Origin of the sequence: Pseudomonas yamanorum, from assembly GCF_900105735.1 — a bacterium.
Taxonomy (GTDB): Bacteria; Pseudomonadota; Gammaproteobacteria; order Pseudomonadales; family Pseudomonadaceae; genus Aquipseudomonas; species Aquipseudomonas yamanorum.
In genome coordinates this window covers 5,866,763-5,887,072 of sequence record NZ_LT629793.1, presented here as the reverse complement: position 1 = coordinate 5,887,072, position 20,310 = coordinate 5,866,763, and the positions used below count along the sequence as shown (strand labels likewise).

Genomic DNA, 20,310 nt, shown 5'->3' with positions numbered 1-20,310 from the left:
AAAAAAGCAGCGTCATAGGGTGAAGGTGAAGCGTTCTTCGCCACGGGCGAGGATCACCTGGTTGTTCTCGATGCGTTCCAGTACCCAGTTGTCGGCCAAGGCCGCGCCGGGGTACAGGCGCTTGCCGCTGTCGTTGATCACATAGGGATGGGTGCCGAACCACACCGCCTGGAAGCGCACCCGTGGCCGGGCCGCATCCGCACGCACCGCGACCCGCGGGTTGAGCACGATCTGCTGGCCATAGCGCTGGTCGAAGGCTTGTTGCAGGGCGACCCACTGAGGCTTTTGCGCCCGCTCGAAGGAGCCGACGGCGTTGAGCTGGCCGTCGATGTCGTTGACCGTCACGGCGTCCAGGTGGGCGGCCTGTAATTGCCGTTCGAACCAGGCCTTGGCGTCGGCGCGGGAAGGCTTGGCCACGGCTTTTTCGGCGACCGGCAGTACGGCCTCCGCTTGCGGTGGATCGTTGCGAAAGGCCAAGGCACCTGCGCACACGAACAGCAAGGCGGTGGCGATGATCCACGGGGTAAAGGTGCGTGTGGCTACAGGCGGTTTTTCAGGGCTGCCCGGCAGCGCCAGGCTCACACCCGCCGTGCCGATGCGCAGTTTCAACGGCAGCCGCGCGCGATGGCCGCTGCCTTGGGGAATGCGGATATCACCGGCAGTACCGGTGATCAGTACATCGCCGCCGAGGGCCTCGACGGCCACCTGGGCCCCTTCAAAACGCAGGCGCAGGTGCAGTTCGGCGATTCCGGGATCGCTGAGCTGAAGGTCGGCAGCCAAGGCGGCGCCAAGGGTGTAGACCGGCTGGTCGAGCATCAGGGAACTGCCCTGGTGCAAACCGTGGGTCACGAGCAGGGTCGGCGCGCCGTTCGCGGCGGGCAGGCCCAGGGAAATCAAGGCTGTCATGGTTGGGTTTGCCCCCTTGAGAATCACAGGCAGCAACCACACCTGTGCCGATCAACAACGGTGCAACGGGGTCAGGCAGGTATACGGGCAGCGCCGGCGCTGCCCGTATGGCGAATCAGTTCTGCGGACGCTGTTTGGTGGCGTCGAGCTCTGCTTTTTTCGCGGTGCTGATCTCGGTGATCTTGGCCGACTTCTCGATGGCCATATTGAAAGTTGCTTCCATCTTCGCGATAGCGTCGTCGGCGCCGCCTGCACTTACTGGTGGAGTAGTAGCCATGTTCAATCTCCTTGCATCGATAGGGAAGTTAAGCAGTATGCAAACCGAACCGAACTCCCCGCGTCAGACAGTGAGTTGGCAATGCAGCCGTCGGTTTGCATGGGAACCATACTACTCACGAATAAAACGCCTTCGCTGTGAAAGCTTGTGAAACGTTCAGGGTGGGGGCTGTGAAAAATCCGGCTCAACCTGCCGTTGAGAAAATCTCATCCCCAGGCAGGCGTGGAACTTTTGTTGAAAATCCAATACATGACGAAACCCAATGATTACGGGGCACTTCGCTTAAGCATGAACGGTTTTGAACAATGTAGAGGCCAATAACGCCTGGGCAAAAACGTTGACTACCCAACAATTTTTGAAAATAACGCAGACAACTTCACACTTTTAACTAATAGCCAATTGCCCAACTTTGCAGATATTGCCATTTGTAACAAAAGCGACTTGATCATCGCGTTTGATAGCTCGGCGCGGGCTTGTTCAATAACACTTCGCAACTTTCGCCCGCCCCAGTTAGTGCACTTGCACTAAATATCGATTGATATAAGACAACTTCCAGGTGATCTATGACTGCGATCCCGAATGGCCTTGATCCTGCCGATAACAAGGGCCCGGATGGCGCCCGGAGCACATTTGAAAAAGCCCTGTTCACGGCGGTCGACCGGCCGGTATTCGACCCCTCGAAAATCCGCGGCCCGTCCATCCCGCTGCCGTACCAGAACGTACAGGCACCGGTGAACAACAGCATCACCTACACCCCGCTGGGCAGCGACAAACCGGTGACCCTCAAGCAGATCGACAACCCCAGGCTGTTTGAGCAATTGGTCAACCAGTACAACGGGCAGCAAAGCGAAGCGACCCTTGAGAAGAATCTGGCTGACAGCAAAAGCGCCGGCTACAAGGAGGCCGACGCCAGCACCGTGGCGCCCGGCTTGGGCAACTACAAGGCGATCGGCAGCACCACCGAATTGGGCCCGGGGCTGATCCGCTACGAGACCAGTGCCGGCGACAAAGTCGTGGTCAGCCAGAAGGAAACGCCCGCGCTGTTCGCTCAGGTCAGCGGCGATTCGGCCAAGCTGTTCGCGATCAACGCCAGCCAGGCCGAGGGCTATCGCCTGGCCGGTCCCACCGAAACCATGGACCCGGCAGCGAAGATCGGCCCACCCGAGGAAGTCGGCCCGGGGTTGATTCGCTATACCACTGCTTCGGGCGACAAGGTGATCGTGTCCCAGGACATCACCCCCGCGCTGTACGACCAGGTGGCCAAACTGTATGCCGGCAGCACCGGCGCCGCGGGGGCCTCGGACACGTCCTGGATCGACACCTCGTCGTTCGGCGTTTCCGGCGCCAAGGACTGGGACACGATCACCGGCAACACCAGCGGCACGCCGACCAAGGAAGAATTGGACCTGAACCGGCCGAAGGCGGCCGCGCAATTGCTCTCGCAAAACTGGGACGCCTGGGGCCTGCACGGTGCGCCGATCGACTTCGCCAACCCGCCCACGACCCTGCCGCCCGAGGCCCAGGCCGTGCTCAAGTACGTCGCCAGCAGCCCGAGCCTGATGGCCGCGCTGGACACCGGCGGGCGCGGCAAGGCCGACAACGTGATCACCCATTCGGACGTCGACCATTTCATCGACAACGCCGGCAAGGACCTCGGTGCCGCGTCGAAATCCTATGGCAGCTTCCTCGGCAGCAATCCGGGAGACCTGGCCAAGGCCAATGCCAAGTCGGCGGCAATCCTGATGGCCAACGAGAGCCTGGCCGCCGGCGCAGGTTCGGCGATGCGCCCCGGTGACGCCAACCAGCGCAGCAACGACGGCATGCTGCGCATCGACAACCTGCAAGCCTTGGGCAGCGATTCGGCGCTGAGTACCGAGCTGACCGGCGCGGCGGCCATGTGGTCCAGACCCGGGATGTTCCATGCCCTGGAAACCGGTGGTGACAACCCGGCCACCGGCAAGTCGGACGGCATCGGCACCCGCGACAACATCGGCGCCTGGCTGGAAAAACAGGCGCCGAAAACCGACAGCGACACCCTGACCTTCCTCGACGGCGCCGCCACCCGTGATGCCGTCGCCGGCGTCGACACCTCGGGCCTGACCGCCGACATCCTGGCCAACCCGCAGAACTACAGCGGCGAGCAAAAAGCCGCAGTGCTGGTGCAACTCACCGACGCGCAAACCCGCCTGCTGGTGAGCGACTACGTGCCCCACGCCGGGCTGATGGACAAGTACACCTCGCCCCACTACGGCCTCAACCCCAACGAAGACAAGATCAAGGCACAGCTGCAAAGCGGCATCGAAACCCTCTCGGCCGACCCGGACGTACAAGGCTTCCTGCAAAACAATCGCGGCCCGGCACTGGCTGATATCGTCGACAGCAACCCGACGATGAAAGTCGCGATGCAGAACTACTACACCAGCGACATCGAGACCGGCAAAAACCTCAACGACAACCTCAACGCCAAGGACCAGAACGGCAAGCAGATCGACATGGGCATGGGCCTGCAAAACGCCGCCAACGATACGACCATCGCCAATCTGGCGCTGGGAGGCAACGGCCATGTGGACCTGACCGGCATCGCCGACAAGGCCGGGCAAAGCGACAATATCCAGCAGTATTACAAAACCGAACTGGTGACCGGCAAGGCCTTTACCGACGCGGTGGCCGGCGGCATGGACCCCACCGTGGCCGCCAGCAGCTTCGCCGCCAGCACCGCCTCGGCCCAGGCCTTCCTCGGCGACAAAGCCTCAGCGGATGACGCCGCCACCTTGCAGGTGAATTTCAACGAAGCCCTGGGCGACGCCCTGCTCGGCGGCGCCACCACCGACACCCTGAACATCACCCTGGGGGACGGCAAGGGCAACTTCGACGAAGCCAAGGTCACCGCGGCGATCAACGACGCCCAGCAAAAAGATCCAGAGATGTTCGTCACTTCGGACGGCGGCAAGATCGACCCGGCGCAAGTGGTGTCGATGCTGCGTTCGGTATGGGACATCGGGCGCCAGGGCAACAAGATCGCCGACGCACTGCCCAAGGCCATCGAAGGCATGAAGTTCGGCGACGTCAGCCCGGCGTTCAAGCAAGGCCTGCTGCACATCGGCAGTGCGGTGTTGATGAGCGGCGTGCTGATGGCCCGTTCGGCCAGCGGCAGCAACACGCCGGTGGCGGACGCGAACCGGGTATCCGCCGGGCTGCAATTTGCCGGGTTGTTGATGGAGGGTGGTACCAAATACGCCAAGGAAGCGGGTTACGGCATCACCTGGGTCAACCGCCCGGATGGCGGCACCATTGGTGACTTCCCCGGCAAGGTACCGGTGGGCAAGGGCCCGCTGAGCCCGCAGCAAATCGCCAACCTCGGCGCGGCCGGCAAGATCATCGGCTCGGCGGGCGGGATTATCGGCGGTGTCATCGGGGTGATTGGCGGTGTCGACTCGTTGAAAAAAGGTGATTACCTGAGTGGCAGCTTTTCGGTTGCCACCGGTGTGCTGGGCACGGGTGCGGCGGTGGCTGGATTGGTGGAAGCCGGAGCCGGGTTGTACGGCGCGACGGAAATCGGCGCGGTGGCCGGGACCATCAGCGGCATCCTTGGCGGGGCTACGGCGATTCTTGGCGGGATCGGCAGCGCCTTTCTGCCCTTCGCCCTGGCCGATGCTCATGGCAAGGCGCAGGACGCGTTCTACGGCGAGCTTGTGCCGGTGCTCAAGCAATACGGTTTGACTGGCGGGCCTACGGAGCCGGGTGATTATCCGGAAGATCCGATCCCGGCGATCAACACCTGACCGTCCCTTGCAGCCTTGCGCGAAGGGAGCCGCGCGGGGTTGTGTTTTTGAACATGCACAAAGGTTAATCACATGACGTATTCACAACGCAGCCCTCTTGAAGACAGCGCTTTTGAAATTCACTTTGGGCCTTATCGACTGTTGCCCAGGCGTCATCTGCTGCTGAAAAACGGTGAGCCGGTGAGCCTGGGTAGTCGGGCCCTGACGTTGCTGATTGCTCTCGCCTCCCGGCCTGGTGAGCTGTTGGAGAAGACCCAATTGCTGGACATCGCCTGGCCACGGTTGGTTGTGGAAGAGTGCAACCTGCGGGCGCAGATCAAGGCGATCCGCCGGGCGTTGGGGGGTGATGATTCGGTCTATATCGCGACGGCGATGGGCCAGGGGTATCGGTTTGTTGCGCCGACCTGGGTTGAGCGTGGGGCGCGGAAAAAGCCGGTGGTGTTGGGGGTTTATAGTTGTCGGCGTTGTTTGGGGGGGGATTTGGATCGGGGGCATATCCATTATTTGGGTAACCGCTGATATTGGTTCCGCTCTTACAGCGGGTCACTTTTGAAAGGAGCCCAAAAGTAACCAAAAGGCTCTTGCCCCACCACTCGGCTCCTCGCCTAGGCTCGGAGTGCCCTCACTCCGGCTTTGGACCGTGGGCCGCCGTCATGGGCCATCCTTGGCCTAGGACGGCTAACCCGGCGTCCTGCCGGGTTACCCACGCTCCAAAGCCTGCGTTCGGCCAGCGTGGTTTAACGGGGCGCCTAAGATCAAGATCAAAAGCAGATCAAGAGCACAGCGGCCTACCGGCCGGCTTGAGTGTGGTGAAGCAAAGGCACAAGCCAAATCAAGAGCGGGCACGGTCAAATGTGGGAGCAGGCTTGCCTGCGATGGCATCACCTCGGTGTATCTGAAAAACCGAGTTGTCTGCATCGCAGGCAAGCCAGCTCCCACAGAAAAGCAGAGCTGCATCAGCTTCAGATTTGGCTTTCGCTCTGGATTTAGTCTTTGCTTTTAACACTCAAGCCGGCCGGGAGGCCGCTGTGCTCTTGCTTTTGATTTTGATCTGACTGCCCCAATAAGCCAGAGGCCGAACGCAGGCAGTGCGGAGCGGGTAAACCGGCAGGACGCCGGTTTAGCCGCGCCGGGCCATGGATGGCCCGTCGCGGCGGCCCGCGGAGCAGTGCCGGAGTGAGGGAACACCGAGCCTAGGCGAGGTGCCGACAGGCGGGGCAGAGCGCTTTGGTTACTTTGCCGCTTCTGCAAAGTGACTCGCTGTAAGAGCGAAACCATAAGTGGCCGTTACCTAAATAACGGATATGTCCCCAAAACAAAAACCTCAGAGCACCAAGCTCAAATCCACCCGCCCATCACGCACCGGCGGACACCAGTAATACCCCCCAGTCAACGGCTTACTAATGCGATACAACCCATCAACAATCCCATCCTCAAGCCCACTCATCCGCCGCAGTTGCGCTTCAAACGCATCAAACGAATGCCCAAACGCCAGGAACATCAACCCCGCCTGCCCATTCTCCGCCCAAGGCATCGACCGGCGCACCACAAACGCCTCCGGGGTAAAACTCTCCTGGGCCGTACGCTTGGTGTGCGCCGACTCCGGCGCGTCCTCCAGCTCCTCGTTATCACCATGGCGCCGACCAATAATGTGATCCCGCTCCAGAGCCGGCAACGCCGCAAACCCATCCAGATCATGCTGCCACTGCTGGATCGCCGCAAAGCTCGCACCACCCTGCGCCACCGCCGCGTCCACCGCCGCATCATCATGCGGATTCTCAGTGCCATCCTCATAGTCGGTCAGATCAAACCCGGTCTTGTAGCGAAACCCCTCGGTCATCTGCACCAGACCAAACCCCGGCGCCAGGGCCTTCTCGAACGCCCGGCTGCGCAACAGCAGCTCACCACGATCCACACCGTGCAACCAGACCCACAGCGCCTGCTGGGTCGACGGATTCTCCGCCCCCGGCCCGCTCACATGAGGGAACGCCCGCAACCCGTCAATCCGGGCACCAAGGGCATTCACCAGCGGCTCACCAAAACCGACCACCGCATTGGCGTCCACCAACTGCACCAGCGCATCCAGTGCGGCAGGTACAGCGTCCAGGGACTCAATGGCAAAAAACAGATGGCGTGCCTGCAACGGCACCGGTGCGGCAAGAATGCCCGGCTGGTACTGACTCATGTGAACTCCTTCAAGAAAGCCGCGCAGTTTACCCGGCGAGCTCACGGTTGTGCTCAAGGTTTTCCAAGGTTCGCGGGTTAATGCGTCTAGCCCTTGCCACACGGGGCGTTGATGGGTGAATCTCTAGTCACGTTTTGCAACCATTCCAGGGGTAGCGACATGACCACCGACAACCTGCTCGCCCAGCTGTTTCCCACTGCCGCAGAGATTCCCGAGCAATTCCGGCTCGCGGCGCCCATTGAACAACGCGATTACCTGGTCGGCGGCCAGTTGCATGTGTGGAACGGCCCCTTGGCCGAAGTGCGCAGCCCGGTGCAGTTGCGCGGTGCCGACGGTGACACGCCGGTGATCATCGGCAGCACCCCGCTGCTGGACGCCGACACGGCTTTGACCGCCCTCGACGCCGCCGTAGCCGCTTACGACCGTGGCCAGGGCGCGTGGCCGACCATGCGCGTGGTGGATCGCATCCAGCATGTAGAAGCGTTTTTGCGGCGCATGCGTGAACAGCGCGAGGCGGTGGTCAAGCTGCTGATGTGGGAGATTGGCAAGAACCTCAAGGACTCGCAGAAAGAGTTCGACCGCACCTGCGACTACATCACCGACACCATCAATGCCCTCAAGGAACTCGACCGCCGCTCCAGCCGCTTCGAGCTGGAACAGGACACCCTCGGGCAAATCCGCCGCGTACCGCTGGGCGTGGCGTTGTGCATGGGCCCCTACAACTACCCGCTGAATGAGACCTTCACCACGCTGATCCCGGCGCTGATCATGGGCAATACCGTGGTGTTCAAGCCGGCCAAGCTTGGCGTACTGCTGATTCGCCCGTTGCTGGAGGCGTTCCGCGACAGCTTCCCGGCCGGCGTGATCAACGTGATCTACGGCAGCGGCCGCGAGACGGTCAGCGCGCTGATGGCCAGCGGCAAGATCGATATCTTTGCGTTTATCGGCACCAACAAGGCCGCCAGCGATTTGAAGAAGCTGCACCCAAAACCCCACCGCCTACGCGCGGCGCTGGGCCTGGATGCGAAGAACCCTGGGATCGTGCTGCCGCAGGTCGACCTGGACAATGCGGTCAACGAAGCCGTCACCGGTTCGCTCTCGTTCAACGGCCAGCGTTGCACCGCGTTGAAGATCCTGTTTGTGCATGAAGACGTGGTCGACAGCTTTATCGAAAAATTCAACCGCAAGCTGGCGACCCTCAAGCCTGGCATGCCGTGGGAAGACGGCGTGTCGCTGACGCCGTTGCCCGAGCAGGGCAAGGTCGATTACCTCGGCGGCCTGGTCACCGACGCACTGGCCCATGGCGCCAAGGTGGTGAACGAAAATGGCGGCGCCAGCCGTGGCTCGTTCTTCTACCCGGCGGTGCTGTACCCGGTGAACCCACAGATGCGCGTGTACCACGAGGAGCAGTTCGGCCCGGTGGTGCCGATCGTGCCTTATCGCGACCTGGAGACGGTGATCGACTACGTGCTGGAATCGGACTTCGGCCAGCAACTGAGTATCTTCGGCACCAGCCCGAGGGAAGTCGGGCGCCTGGTGGACGCGTTCGCCAACCAGGTGGGACGGATCAATATCAATGCCCAGTGCCAGCGCGGACCGGACAGTTTCCCGTTCAACGGGCGCAAGAACTCGGCCGAGGGCACGCTGTCGGTGCATGATGCGCTGCGGGTGTTTTCGATCCGTACCCTGGTGGCGACCAAGTTCCAGGCAAGCAACAAGGAACTGGTCAGCGATATCCTGCAGGAGCGCACATCGAGCTTTCTGACCACTGACTATATTTTCTGAGCCCGACACCGATCTAAAAATGTGGGAGCGGGCTTGCTCGCGAAAGCGGTGGTTCAGTCGCCGGATGTATTGACTGACACGCCGCCTTCGCGAGCAAGCCCGCTCCCACATTGGAACTGAGTGAAGCCTGAACAACGAGGTTACCCTGATACCAATGAATCTTCCTCTCTTCGCCCGCCGCTTGCTGCGTCCGCTGCTGGACCCGTATCGGCGCTACCGTCACGCCAAATTGATCCACGCGGTACGGGTTTCCATTGGGTTGCTGGCCACGATCCTGCTGACCACCGGCATCAATCTGCCCCACGGTGAGTGGGCCTCGGTGACGATGTTGATCGTGATCGGCGGTTTGCAGCACCACGGCAATATCGGCAAGAAAGCCGTCGAGCGCGCCTACGGCACGTTGATCGGCGCCAGCGTCGGTTTGCTGCTGGTGCTGCAACAGGCGTATCTGGGGCAGCCGCTGTTGACCTATTTGCTGATGTCGGTGGTGTGCGGGTTCTTTTCCTATCACGCCATCGGCAAGGGCGGCTACATCGCGTTGCTGTCGGCGATCACCGTATTTATCGTCGCGGGCCATGGCGATAATCCGATATCAGACGGGCTGTGGCGCACGGTCGACATCCTGATCGGTATCGTCCTGGCCCTGGCGTTTTCCTTCGCTCTGCCGCTGTATGCGGTGTATTCCTGGCGCTACAACCTGGCCAGTGCCTTGCGCGATTGCGCGGCGATTTATAGCCGGATCATCAGCGGCCAGTCGGTCACTGACGATGAGCATCTGAAACTGCTCAACCGCTTGAATGCGGCAATGCTGCAACTGCGCTCATTGATGCCATCGGTGTCCAAGGAAGTGCGGATTTCCATGACCGAGCTGGACACCCTGCAGCGGCATTTGCGGATGTGCATCAGCACCCTGGAGATCCTCGGCAACACTCGGCCCGATCCACGGGACAAGGAAGCGTTGGCGCGTATGCAAGTGGCGTTGAAGGCCGAGCATCGTCAGATCCGGGTGCAGTTGATCGGGATGGCGCGGGCGTTGCAATCCGGGGCCACCGACCGGCTGGAACGGCCGAGCAATACGCCGACCCACGAGCAGACATTTGAAGTGCCGGTGGTCAACGCCCTGGACGGTTACCGGTTATTGACCCTGCAACTGGCGGCGAACATTGATGGCATGCGCCAGCGCCTGGCCAAGAGCGCCAGCCACTGGAAAATCTGATCAGCCCCGGTGCAGCGCCTGTACCAGCAGTTGCTGCAACGCCTGTAACAGGGGCTCGGGGCTGTCCTCGGCAAAGCGCAACACATTCGCCACTTCGGGCAGCGGCATCTGCTGCTCGAAAGGGCGATACACCTCCACGCGCTTGTCGAGATGGTCACTGCTGAGCAGGCCGATGCCCAACCCCGCGGCGATGGCCGATACCACACCCTCCACCGACCCACACTCCACCACCACCTGCCAGCGAATGCCCAAGGCGCTCAGGCGTTCCTGGGCCAGTTGCCGGTAAAAACAGCCTGGGCCGAAGGTGATCAGCCGCACGCTTTCGTCAGGCGCTGCCTGCCAGCCGGGCCGGGCGCACCAGTGCACCTGTTCGGTCCACAGCAAGTGGTCACGCGTTTCGATACGCGGGATGAAATCCTGGTGCAGCGCCAGGTCCAGCTCGCGGTCCACCAGGGCCTGGCGAAGCACGTGGCTCTGCTCCACCACGATCCGCACATCCAGCTGACGGTGCTGCCGGGAAAACTGGCCGAGCAAGTTCGACAGCTCGGCCATCGGCACCTGTTCGGTGGCGCCCAGGCGGATGGAGCCTTGCAACTGCACTGGATTGAAATGCGCCAACGCCGCGTCGTGGGCCTCGATGATGCGCCGGGCGTGGACCAGCAGCTGCGCGCCGTCATCACTGGCAACCAGGCGCTGCCCCTCGCGCTGGATCAATGGCCGTTCGAGTTGTTTCTCCAGGCGCTTGATCTTCCAGCTGACCGCCGACTGGCTGAGGTTCAGGCGCTCGGCCGCGCGGGTGACACTGCCGGTTTCGACCACGGTTTGCAGGGCACGCAGCACATCGATGGGCAGTCGCTGGTTCATGATCAACACCTATGACAAAAACAGGATTGGGTAGAGAGTAAGTTGTCATTGGTGTCATGACCAGCCGAGCTTTAGGGTAAAGCCTTCATTCACCGCGAGGATCTGTCATGACTGCCCTGCTTAACGAAACCGCATTGATCAACGGTTGGCGCATTGCCACTGGCCGCCATGGTGAGGGGCTACCGGTGTTGTTGCTGCACGGCACGCCCGCCCATTCCATCATCTGGCGCAAAGTGGTGCCGCGCCTGACTGCCGCCGGCATGCAGGTCCATTTGTTCGACCTGTTGGGTTTTGGCGCTTCAGAGCGCCCACTCCAGGCCGATACGTCGGTGGCCGCACAAAGCCGCTTGATCGGCGATTTGCTGGACCACTGGGGGCTTGAGCGGGTGCACCTGGTGGGCCATGACATCGGCGGCGTCAACGCGCTGCTGTTTGCCCTTGACCATCCGCAGCGGGTGCACTCATTGACGGTCGCCGACGCCCCCAGCTATGACTCGTGGCCATCGCCCACCTGGCGCGGGATTCATCAGCGATTTGCCGAACATGCGCGCATGACGCCGGATGAACACCGCGCGTTGATGATCCGACAGCTGGCCATGGCCGTGTTCGACAAGAGCGTGATGCAGGGCGCGCTGCTGGAGGAATACCTGGCGCCGATCAGTGGCGTGATCGGCCAGCCGGCGTTCTACCAGCATCAGGTGGCGCATTACGACTCGCGGTATACCGCCGATTTTGCGGAGCGCCTGCCGGGTATGGATCTGCCGGTGCAGATTTTGTGGGGCGCTGAAGATGAATGGCAGCCCCTGGCGTATGCACATCGCCTGCAAAACGACATTCGTGGAGCAGTGCTGCAGGTGGTGGAAAACGCCGGGCATTTTCTGATGGAGGATGCGCCGGAAAGGGTGAGTGAGTACCTTTTGGACTTTATTGGCCGGGTTCACAGTCAACGCTGACTGCCATTTGTCGGGTTTACACAAGCCACTAGACTTCACACTTTCTCTTACATATTTTTCACGTTTTATTCACATCCGGAGACGTAGGGTGAAGCCTCATCCGTTACAAACGCTGTAGTTAAAAACCCGCCGCCCCAGCGGGTTTTTTTTGCCCGGGATTTGAGTGTTCACTCGGTTTCCTCAGAGAGGAGTCGAAGCAAACCGGCTCATTGCGAGCCGGTCTTGATGGATCAGCGAGCAATCTTGTCGACAGGCGACGCCGCTTGCTCACGTATCGCGCGCTGGGTATCGAGCACCCGCGCCAGGGCCGTTTCGGCTTCAGGACTTTGCTGCGGCACACGAATCGCTGCCGACACCAGGGTAATCAGCTTGGCCATGACCTCGGCATCCGTGGCCGGGCGTCCCAGGCTCATGGAGTTCATCAGCAAGCGCAGCTCGGTACCGGCCATCACCCCGGAGATTGCCTTGAGGGCAAATTGCAAACGCACCCCCAGTTCGTTGCGCGGCAGGTCTGGCAATGCCAGGGCGAACGCTTCAAAAAAGCGTTGGAACACCGGCTGGTAATGCACCTTGAGGTATTCCTGGATAAACGGCGAGGTGTCGCTGTACACCCGCCCCAGGAAACGGATGAAGGAACGCCCTTCCCCACTGGCAGGATCACTGCGTTCCAGGCCCATGGCCGGGGCAAACAGCACGCCAAGCAAGGTGTCGCAGTCCAGCGGGCCGTCGGATTCGGCCTCGCACCTGGCCAGCAAATCCAGGCGCTGCTCGTTGAGCGGCTCCAGGCGTTGCATCAGCAGGGTTTTCATCAGGGAATCCTTGTCCCCGAAGTGGTAATTCACCGCAGCGAGATTGACCTGGGCCCTCTCGGTAATCTGCCGCAACAAAACAGCGTCATAGCCGTATTTGATGAAAAGAGCCTCTGTCGCATCCAGCAATCGAGTCTTGGTAACGTTTGGAGCGCTGAGTTTCTTCGCGACCATAGGGGGTGGGGTTCCACTGCGGAAATATTGTTTTAAAAATTAATTTGATTTTTTATACCGGGGCCGCTGCCTGAAAGCAAGTAGTGACACTGCGCCATACTATTCAAACCCAACAGAGCCGGGCTTATTGAGGGTAGCTGATGGACTTTTCAGGCGCCTGAAATGCCCTGTAGACGAATCGTTTCAAAGGGTAAAACCGCTCTATATCCATGGCTGGCGGAACGGCAGGATCGCGGTTAGTATTCAAACAATATTTTAAAAACAAGAAATAAAACCAGTCCGTGACGTGTACCAGGCAGCCCCTGAACTTGTTACAAGAATTTTCGGGGGAAGCACGGCGCTGTCGAGGCTGCAGGCGTAGTCATGATGACAGATACCCCCGCGCTCCCAGGCTTTATCTCCCTGCAAGGCATCGGCAAAAGCTATCAGCTGGCCGGTCAGCACCTGTCGATTCTCAATGATGTATGCCTGGCCATCGAAACCGGTGACAGCTGCGGCATCCTCGGCGCATCCGGCTCCGGCAAAAGCACTCTGCTCAATATCCTCGGCCTGCTTGATCTGCCCGACTGCGGCCAGTACCGCTTTGCCGGCCATGACATTTTCAGCGCCAGCCCCGATCAACTGGCGGCGATCCGCAATCAGCAGATCGGTTTCGTCTTTCAAAGCTTCAATCTGCTGCCGCGCCTCAGCGCTCTGGATAACGTCGCCCTGCCCCTGAGCTATCGCGGCGTGTCCCGGCATGACTCGCTGGAACAGGCAATGCGCATGCTCGAACAGGTGGGCCTGGCCGAACGCGCCCACCATCGCCCGGCCGACCTCTCCGGCGGCCAGCGCCAACGGGTCGCCATCGCCCGCGCGTTGGTCGGCAACCCTTCGGTGATCCTCGCCGACGAACCCACCGGCAACCTCGACAGCACCACCGCTCAGGAGATCATGGACCTGTTGCTGGCGCTCAACCGCGAGCAGCAGGTGACGCTGATCATCGTCACCCATGACCCGCACATTGCCGAACGCCTGAACCGCAAGATCCTGGTGCGCAATGGCGTGGTGCAAGAGGCCGAGCGCCTATGAGCCTGCGGGTCGAACAAAGCCTGAGCCAATTGCTGCATGAGGCATTTGTCAGCCTGCGCACCCTGGGCAAGCGCTCGATCCTGGCCTTGTTAGGCATCGTCATCGGCAGTTCCTCGGTGGTGGCGCTGATCAATATCGGGCACAACGCCGCCGAAGACGCGGCGATGATTTTCAAGGACATGGGCACCGACACGCTGGTGGCACAGTTCCCGCCCAAGGCCGCCAGCATTGCCCCTATGCCGGCCAGCCTGGACCTGGAGACGGTGCGCCGCAGCGTGCCCGGCATCGCCCATATTGGCGCGATTTCGATGTTCAGCGGTCCGGTGGTGTTCCATGGCCGCACCTTTAATGGCAGCTTTGTCGGCAGTACGCCGGACCTCAAGGACGCCATGCGCCTGTCGGTGCGCGAGGGGCGTTTCCTGTCGACCTTCGACGCGGGGGAAACCTACGCGGTCGTCGGCGAACAGGTCGTCCAGGCCTTGAGTGCTCCCGGCGACCCGCTGCAACTGGGGGACCGGGTGCGCATCAATGACTATCTGTACCTGGTGGTGGGCATTCTTCAAAACCAGCCCCGGGCCATGCTGATCCCTGTACAGGCCAACGAATCGCTGTTCGTCCCCGCCCCGGGCATGCGCCGGATCTACTTCAGTCCGCAAATCGGCAATGTGGTGATACGCGCCACTCCCGGCCAGGACATGGAGCGTGTCGCCCGGGACGCAGCCGTGGCGTTGCGAACCCAGCTCACCGACCACGATGTCGACATCCAGGTGCCCCAGCAAATGATCGACGGCATGACCCGCCAAAGCCGTACCTTCGCTTACCTGCTGCTGGCCCTGGGCGCGATTTCCCTGGTGGGCGGCGGCGTGGGGGTGATGAACGTGATGCTGATGAACGTCTCAGAGCGGCGTCGGGAGATCGGGATCCGCATGGCACTCGGTGCGCGCCAGCGGGACATTCGCAACCTGTTCCTGCTGGAGGCCGTCACCCTGACCGCTGTCGGCGCGTTATGCGGCGCGGTCGTGGGCATGACCGCCGCCTATCTGTATGCCTGGATGTCCGGCTGGCAGTTTTCCCTGGCGGTTGCCGCGCTGCCGCTCGGGGTCGGTAGCACCTTGCTGGTGGGGCTGTTTTTCGGGATCTATCCGGCCGTGTCGGCCTCGCGTCTGCAGCCGGTGGAGGCCCTGCGCGATGAATAAACGGCTGCTGTTGTTGACCGCCCTGGTGAGCCTGCACAGCGTGGCCGCCGACGTGGTGATTCGCCCGTCGGCGCCCAGCACCACCCGCAGCGGCTATGACCGCGGCGTGTCGTTGAATGCCCAGTCCACCACCCTGACCCTGGGCGACGCGGTCTACCTGGGCCTGCGCAACAACCCGGCGATTCGCAGCGCGTACCTGCAACGGGTGGCGCAAAAATTCGACCTGCGGGTGGCCGAAGACACGTTCAACCCCAAGCTGACCCTGAACAGCTACTACCGCGCCACCAAGGGCACCGACGACAGCGCCCGCAACGCCAACCTGGCGCCCAATGCCACCTTGCTCGGTGAGTACGGCACGCGCCTGAGCATGAACTGGACCCAGCAACTGAACAACGCCGATCGCGCCGGGCGTTACCGCAGCGACGGCCTCGACCTGTCAGTGATCCAGCCCCTGATGCGCGGTGCCGGCTGGGACGCCACCACCGCCCCGCTGCGCCTGTCACGCCTGTCGGAGCAGGCCAACCGCCTGAACCTCAAGGCCAACGTGGCGCAGACCATCAGCAACATCATCGCCACCTACCGCGAATTGCTGCGGGCCCAGGAGCAGTTGACCATCGTGCAGGACGCCCTCAAGCGCTCCGGTACCCTGCTGGAAGTGAACAAGGCGCTGATCAGTGCCGGGCGCATGGCCGAGTTCGAGATCGTGCAGACCGAAGCCGATATCGCCACCCAGCAACTGGGGGTGGAAGAAGCCCAGAACCAACTGGACACCAGCCGCCTGGCCCTGCTGCGCCTGCTGGCCCTTGACCTGTCGACGCCGATCCGCGCCACCGAGGCCCTGGAAGCCAAACCCATGGACATCGATAAACGCCAGGCCTTCATCCTGGCGCAGAACCAGCAGCCGGAATACCTCGCCACCCTGCTCGGCAGCCAGCAGGCCGACCTCAACCTGGTGATCGCCAAGGACTCCGGACGCTGGCAAGTGGACCTGGTGGCCGGCGCCAACCAGATTCGGGCCGCCACCGACAACGACAACGGCTCTTCGAACAACCGGCGCTGGGACAGTTACGCCGGCGTGCAGGTGCAGATTCCCATCGGTGATATCAGCACCCGCCAGGCCGAGGTGCACGCGCGGGTTGATGTGGAAAACCAGGAGATCATCATCGCCGACGCCCGCCAGCAACTGGAGCGCAGCGTCAACGATGTGGTGCGCGACCTGGGCACCCGCTGGCGCCAGTATGAAATTTCCCAGCGGGCGGTGGAGCTGTCCAGGCGCAAGATCGAAATCGAACGGGAAAAACTCAGCGCCGGGCGCTCCACGAACTTTCAGGTATTGAGTTTCGAAACCGACCTGCGCAACGCCGAGAACTCACGGCTCAATGCGCTGATTGCCTATTTGAACGCCCAGACTCAGCTCGACTTGACCCTGGGCATGACGCTGGAAAGTTGGGAAATCGCCCTCAATGACTACTAATAAGAAGCGCCTGTTGGGTGCCGTGTTGATTGTGCTGGTGGCCGGTGTCGGTATCACGCTGCTCAGCCGTCAAAGCCCGGCTGCCAATCAACCCGGCAATGCCGAACAATGGCTGGAGGTGAAGGTCGACCCGCTGGTGCATCAGATCGGCCTGGTGGGCAAGATCGAGCCTGACACCACCGTCACCCTCACCGCGCCGTTCGACGGCAATGTGCAGGCCAACCTGGTGGAACAGGGCCAACGGGTGGAGGCCGGCCAGGTGCTGCTGCGCATGGACCCGGCCACCCTCGAAGTACAACTGCGCGACGCCCTCTCCGCCCAGCTCAAGGCCCGGCGCACCGTGCAGGAAATGCAGGACTGGGACAGCGGCCAACAAGTCGGTCGCGCCCGGCGCGGCCTGCGCACCGCCGAAATGACCGCCAGCAATACCCAGCGCAAACTCACCGAAAGCGAAAACCTGTTCAAGCGCGGCATCATCCCGCGCAACGAACTCGACGACCTCAAGCAACAGGCCACCCAGCAACAGCTGGACCTGATAGCGGCCCGCAGCGAACTGCAACAGGCGATTGAACAAGGCAAAGGCGAATACCGACAGATCGCCGATATGGAGCTGACCAATGCCACGGTGAAATATGAAGCCCTTCGCACCTTGCTCGATGGCAAGGAGGTCAAGGCACCGTTCTCCGGCATCGTAGTGCCGGCGCCGGGCAGTACCTCATCGGCCCAGGGCGGCGGGAACAATAACGCGCCGGTGCAGGCCGGGAGCAAGGTCAGTCAGGGTCAGGTGCTGTTTGGACTGGCGAATATCGAGAAGCTGAAAATCGTCGCCAAGGTCTCGGAGCTGGATATCAACCAGTTGCATCAGGGCCAGGCCGTGGAGGTGCTGGGCGACGGGTTTGACGGGGAACGATTGACGGGGTCGGTCAGCGTGGTCAGTGGCTTGGCGATTGCCAGCGACAGCCAGGGCAGCGCGCAGTTTCCGGTGACCCTGTCGATTCCCAAGCTGACCCCGCAACAGTTGCAACGGGTAAGGTTGGGGATGAGTGCGCGGTTGACCATCGTGACCTACAACAATGACCAGGCGATTGTCGTACCGGCGCAGGCGATCAGTCGCGGGGATGGTGTGATGACGGTGGAATATCGGGCCGCGATGGACAAGCCGGTGGAGCGGGTGACCGTGACAACCGGGCAGTCGACGGCGCAGGGGGTGGAGGTGTTTGGGTTGAAGCCGGGGTTTGTGAAGGTCGGGCCATGAACCCAACCTGCAGGAGCTGGCTTGCCTGCGATAGCAATCTCTCAGTTGATAAAGATGCAGCTGACCCGCTGCTATCGCAGGCAAGCCAGCTCCCACATTGGATTTAGAGGTGTGCCAACCTTGCGGCGAGTGCCTTGGCCTGAATTGCCACATCCGTCACTGCGGTACTTTCCCACCACATCCCGCGCAACGGTGGGCCCATGGCAAACAGTCGCTGGCTGACCTGGCCGTTGGCATCCAGCACGGCCCCCGACACATCCGCCGCAATCCCCAACGCCAGCGGCCCGGGCTGAATCAACCCTCGCTTGAGCAACTGCCGAGGCAACGGCCGGGCCACGCGCCGCCAGTCGTATTCAATCCCACTGGAGTTGATCAACGCAGCCCCCGACACCTGAACGATGGCCTGTTCGCCACGAGGACGCAGGCGAATCGTGACATCACCCTGCGACGGCACCAGTCCCTTGTACGAAGCTGCCCGAATCCGCAACCGCCCCTCCCCGTGCAACCGCGCCACCAACTCGGCACTCAAGGGCGGTGAGCGGTGGTGATGGCTTTCCCACCAAGGCCGAATATGCCGCACGAACTGGCGTTTCTCGGCCTCGCTGGCCTGGCTCCACAAACGCCCGATATTGGCGCGCACGGTGTCCAGCGGCGCTTGCCAGTCGATCCCCTGCTCCAGCGCCAGCTTGCATTGGCGGCGTACTTCCCGCAGCAATTGCCGAGGACTGCGCAGGCTGTGGTCCTCCCCCAGAAAGTCGACCCAGGCCGGCGGCTGCCGGCGCACATGGGGCAACAGGCCGTGGCGCGAAAAAATCTCGATGGGCCCGCGATGACCGGCCTGTTCCAGGGACACCACGGCGTCCACCATGGTCAGCCCGGAACCAATGATCAGCACCGTGGATTGCGGGTCCAGTTGAGTCATGGCCTGCACATCCCACGGGTCGACTGCTGCGGCATTCAAGCCGCTGGATTCGGTCTGTGGTGTACGCGCTGCCGGGAACATGCCGGTGGCTAATACGGCAAACGTACCGCGCAGTTGCTGGCCGTCGCTCAAGGTCAATAGTGTGGAGTGTTCGTCCACCTCGAGGTCTACCACTTCGGCGCGGACATGCTCGACGGTTGACGCCGATAACGCCTTGGCCTCCGCCAGCCGTTGTTGCGCGTACAAGCCAAAGATCCCACGGGGCGGGAACAGTTCGCTGATGGGCACGTGCTGCTGGTCCGACTCGGGCCAACCGCCGTCGGCGATGTAGGCGGTCAGCCACTGGGTCAGGTCATCGGCATTATCCGGGTCGACGCTCATGCGGGCGGCGTTGCCGTTCAAGGTGTGGCCGAGTTCCACCGCACTGTAGGCCTCGCCGCGCCCCAGTTCCTGGCGCGGTTCGATCACCAGGATCTGCCGCTTGCCCGGCAGGCGCAGCAATTGCACCGCCAGCATCGTCCCGCTCAGGCCGCCGCCGACAATCAACACATCAGCGTTGCGAATGGCGCTCGTCGCCTGTCCGCGTTCGGTTTCACTCATGAAATTGCGCCCTTACTGTCTGCCTGAATGGTTGTGGTAAAAATCGCCCCGTGCAGTATCCAGCACATCGACACGAGACGCCTAGTTCAGCTCGACTGTGGGAAGCCCAGGCTTTGGCCGCTCTTCAGCCATTGCTCAAGCACCGCCGCCAGGCCACCTTGCCAATGGGTGCTCTCCTCGCTCCACAATTCGGTCTTGCCGGAAGGCTGCCACCAGCGGCAGAGCCGTTGGGAAGTGTCCACGGGGTCTATCCGTTGCACGACCGCCAACGGTTGAAACCCAGGGACATACGCATGGGTAGGCCGAATGCGCCACACCTGTTGCTGCAAGGCAGCGGGCTCGAGGTCATCCGCCAGGGTCAGGATCTGGCCACCGATCACCTGGGCGGCCAGGGCCAGCAGTAACAGACCGGGCTCGAAGACACCGCTGAGGGCCAGCCGTGACTGTTCGGTAAAGCCCTGCTGACGCAAGCCATCAGCCAGGCGTTCGACATCCCGCAACGCATCAATCCAGCGCCAGGCGTACCACTGGCCGTCACGCTTGTGGCGCAGGGCGCTGTGCAACGGGGTCACTTGTGCCCAATGGCGCAATTGCGCCAATGCCTCGGGCAACACCGTGACCCGTTCGGCGGGCCATTCCACATCCAGCGGAAGTTCGAGTTCATGCACGCTCATAGGGTGATGCTCCTATTGGTGAAACAAGCATGCGGTGGTCCGCTGGCTGAAATCATTGGATCGATGAAGATAAAATGTGGGAGCTGGCTTGCCTGCGATGGCGTTGAGTCAGCTTGCATCTCTACCGGCTGATACGCCGCTATCGCAGGCAAGCCAGCTCCCACATT

Annotated in this window: 16 protein-coding genes; 9 read left to right on the top strand and 7 right to left on the bottom strand. The window is 61.8% G+C overall.

Annotation, left to right across the window (positions count from 1 at the left end):
* Positions 1-12: 12 nt before the first annotated feature.
* The gene (locus tag BLU46_RS27620) at positions 13-906 is read right to left on the bottom strand and encodes a SctD/MshK family protein (protein ID WP_093208124.1); all 894 of its coding nucleotides are present in this window, start codon (positions 904-906) and stop codon (positions 13-15) included.
* Between the two features lie 115 nt (positions 907-1,021).
* Positions 1,022-1,183: a hypothetical protein gene (locus BLU46_RS33100; RefSeq protein WP_003207273.1), complete on the bottom strand. Its 162-nt coding sequence runs from the start codon at positions 1,181-1,183 to the stop codon at positions 1,022-1,024.
* Positions 1,184-1,746: 563 nt separating this feature from the next.
* Between BLU46_RS33100 and BLU46_RS27615 the strand changes: the two genes are divergently transcribed.
* Entirely contained in the window at positions 1,747-4,965 is a 3,219-nt protein-coding gene (locus BLU46_RS27615) for a type III effector HrpK domain-containing protein (protein WP_093208121.1), read from the top strand.
* 72 nt (positions 4,966-5,037) lie between these two features.
* Positions 5,038-5,484 (top strand): winged helix-turn-helix domain-containing protein, encoded by a 447-nt coding sequence (locus BLU46_RS27610; RefSeq protein WP_093208118.1) that lies wholly within the window; start codon positions 5,038-5,040, stop codon positions 5,482-5,484.
* Between the two features lie 805 nt (positions 5,485-6,289).
* Here the strand turns inward: BLU46_RS27610 and BLU46_RS27605 are convergent.
* Positions 6,290-7,150 carry a Dyp-type peroxidase gene (locus tag BLU46_RS27605; protein ID WP_093208115.1) on the bottom strand — a complete coding sequence of 287 codons (861 nt, stop codon included), beginning with the start codon at positions 7,148-7,150 and terminating at the stop codon, positions 6,290-6,292.
* A 159-nt stretch (positions 7,151-7,309) separates the two neighbouring features.
* Between BLU46_RS27605 and BLU46_RS27600 the strand changes: the two genes are divergently transcribed.
* Positions 7,310-8,935 carry an NADP-dependent glyceraldehyde-3-phosphate dehydrogenase gene (locus tag BLU46_RS27600; protein WP_093208112.1) on the top strand — a complete coding sequence of 542 codons (1,626 nt, stop codon included), beginning with the start codon at positions 7,310-7,312 and terminating at the stop codon, positions 8,933-8,935.
* A gap of 154 nt (positions 8,936-9,089) precedes the next feature.
* Positions 9,090-10,151 (top strand): FUSC family protein, encoded by a 1,062-nt coding sequence (locus tag BLU46_RS27595; RefSeq protein ID WP_063028737.1) that lies wholly within the window; start codon positions 9,090-9,092, stop codon positions 10,149-10,151.
* Here the strand turns inward: BLU46_RS27595 and BLU46_RS27590 are convergent, their stop codons facing one another.
* Positions 10,152-11,015 (bottom strand): LysR family transcriptional regulator, encoded by an 864-nt coding sequence (locus BLU46_RS27590; RefSeq protein WP_093208109.1) that lies wholly within the window; start codon positions 11,013-11,015, stop codon positions 10,152-10,154.
* Between the two features lie 107 nt (positions 11,016-11,122).
* Here BLU46_RS27590 and BLU46_RS27585 point away from each other — a divergent pair, with 107 nt between their 5' ends.
* Positions 11,123-11,968, top strand: coding sequence for an alpha/beta fold hydrolase (locus BLU46_RS27585; protein ID WP_093208106.1), 846 nt, complete (start codon positions 11,123-11,125; stop codon positions 11,966-11,968).
* A 230-nt stretch (positions 11,969-12,198) separates the two neighbouring features.
* On the opposite strand, the gene BLU46_RS27580 is transcribed toward BLU46_RS27585, so the two are convergent.
* Entirely contained in the window at positions 12,199-12,951 is a 753-nt protein-coding gene (locus BLU46_RS27580; protein ID WP_093208103.1) for a TetR/AcrR family transcriptional regulator, read from the bottom strand.
* A 363-nt stretch (positions 12,952-13,314) separates the two neighbouring features.
* Between BLU46_RS27580 and BLU46_RS27575 the strand changes: the two genes are divergently transcribed.
* The 4 genes from BLU46_RS27575 to BLU46_RS27560 are packed head-to-tail and all read left to right on the top strand — an operon-like array spanning position 13,315 to position 17,947.
* The gene (locus BLU46_RS27575) at positions 13,315-14,022 is read left to right on the top strand and encodes an ABC transporter ATP-binding protein (RefSeq protein ID WP_093208100.1); all 708 of its coding nucleotides are present in this window, start codon (positions 13,315-13,317) and stop codon (positions 14,020-14,022) included.
* Positions 14,019-15,218, top strand: coding sequence for an ABC transporter permease (locus BLU46_RS27570; RefSeq protein ID WP_093208097.1), 1,200 nt, complete (start codon positions 14,019-14,021; stop codon positions 15,216-15,218). Before BLU46_RS27575 ends, BLU46_RS27570 begins: the two co-directional genes overlap by 4 nt.
* Positions 15,211-16,692: a TolC family protein gene (locus BLU46_RS27565; protein ID WP_063028725.1), complete on the top strand. Its 1,482-nt coding sequence runs from the start codon at positions 15,211-15,213 to the stop codon at positions 16,690-16,692. Before BLU46_RS27570 ends, BLU46_RS27565 begins: the two co-directional genes overlap by 8 nt.
* Complete coding sequence (locus BLU46_RS27560) at positions 16,682-17,947, top strand: efflux RND transporter periplasmic adaptor subunit (protein ID WP_063028723.1); 1,266 nt, start codon at positions 16,682-16,684, stop codon at positions 17,945-17,947. Before BLU46_RS27565 ends, BLU46_RS27560 begins: the two co-directional genes overlap by 11 nt.
* 103 nt (positions 17,948-18,050) lie before the next feature.
* On the opposite strand, the gene BLU46_RS27555 is transcribed toward BLU46_RS27560, so the two are convergent.
* The gene (locus BLU46_RS27555) at positions 18,051-19,469 is read right to left on the bottom strand and encodes an FAD/NAD(P)-binding protein (RefSeq protein WP_093208093.1); all 1,419 of its coding nucleotides are present in this window, start codon (positions 19,467-19,469) and stop codon (positions 18,051-18,053) included.
* An 86-nt stretch (positions 19,470-19,555) separates the two neighbouring features.
* A complete protein-coding gene (locus BLU46_RS27550; protein WP_093208090.1) occupies positions 19,556-20,143 on the bottom strand; it encodes an AMP-binding protein in 588 nt (195 codons plus the stop codon).
* Positions 20,144-20,310 lie beyond the last annotated feature (167 nt).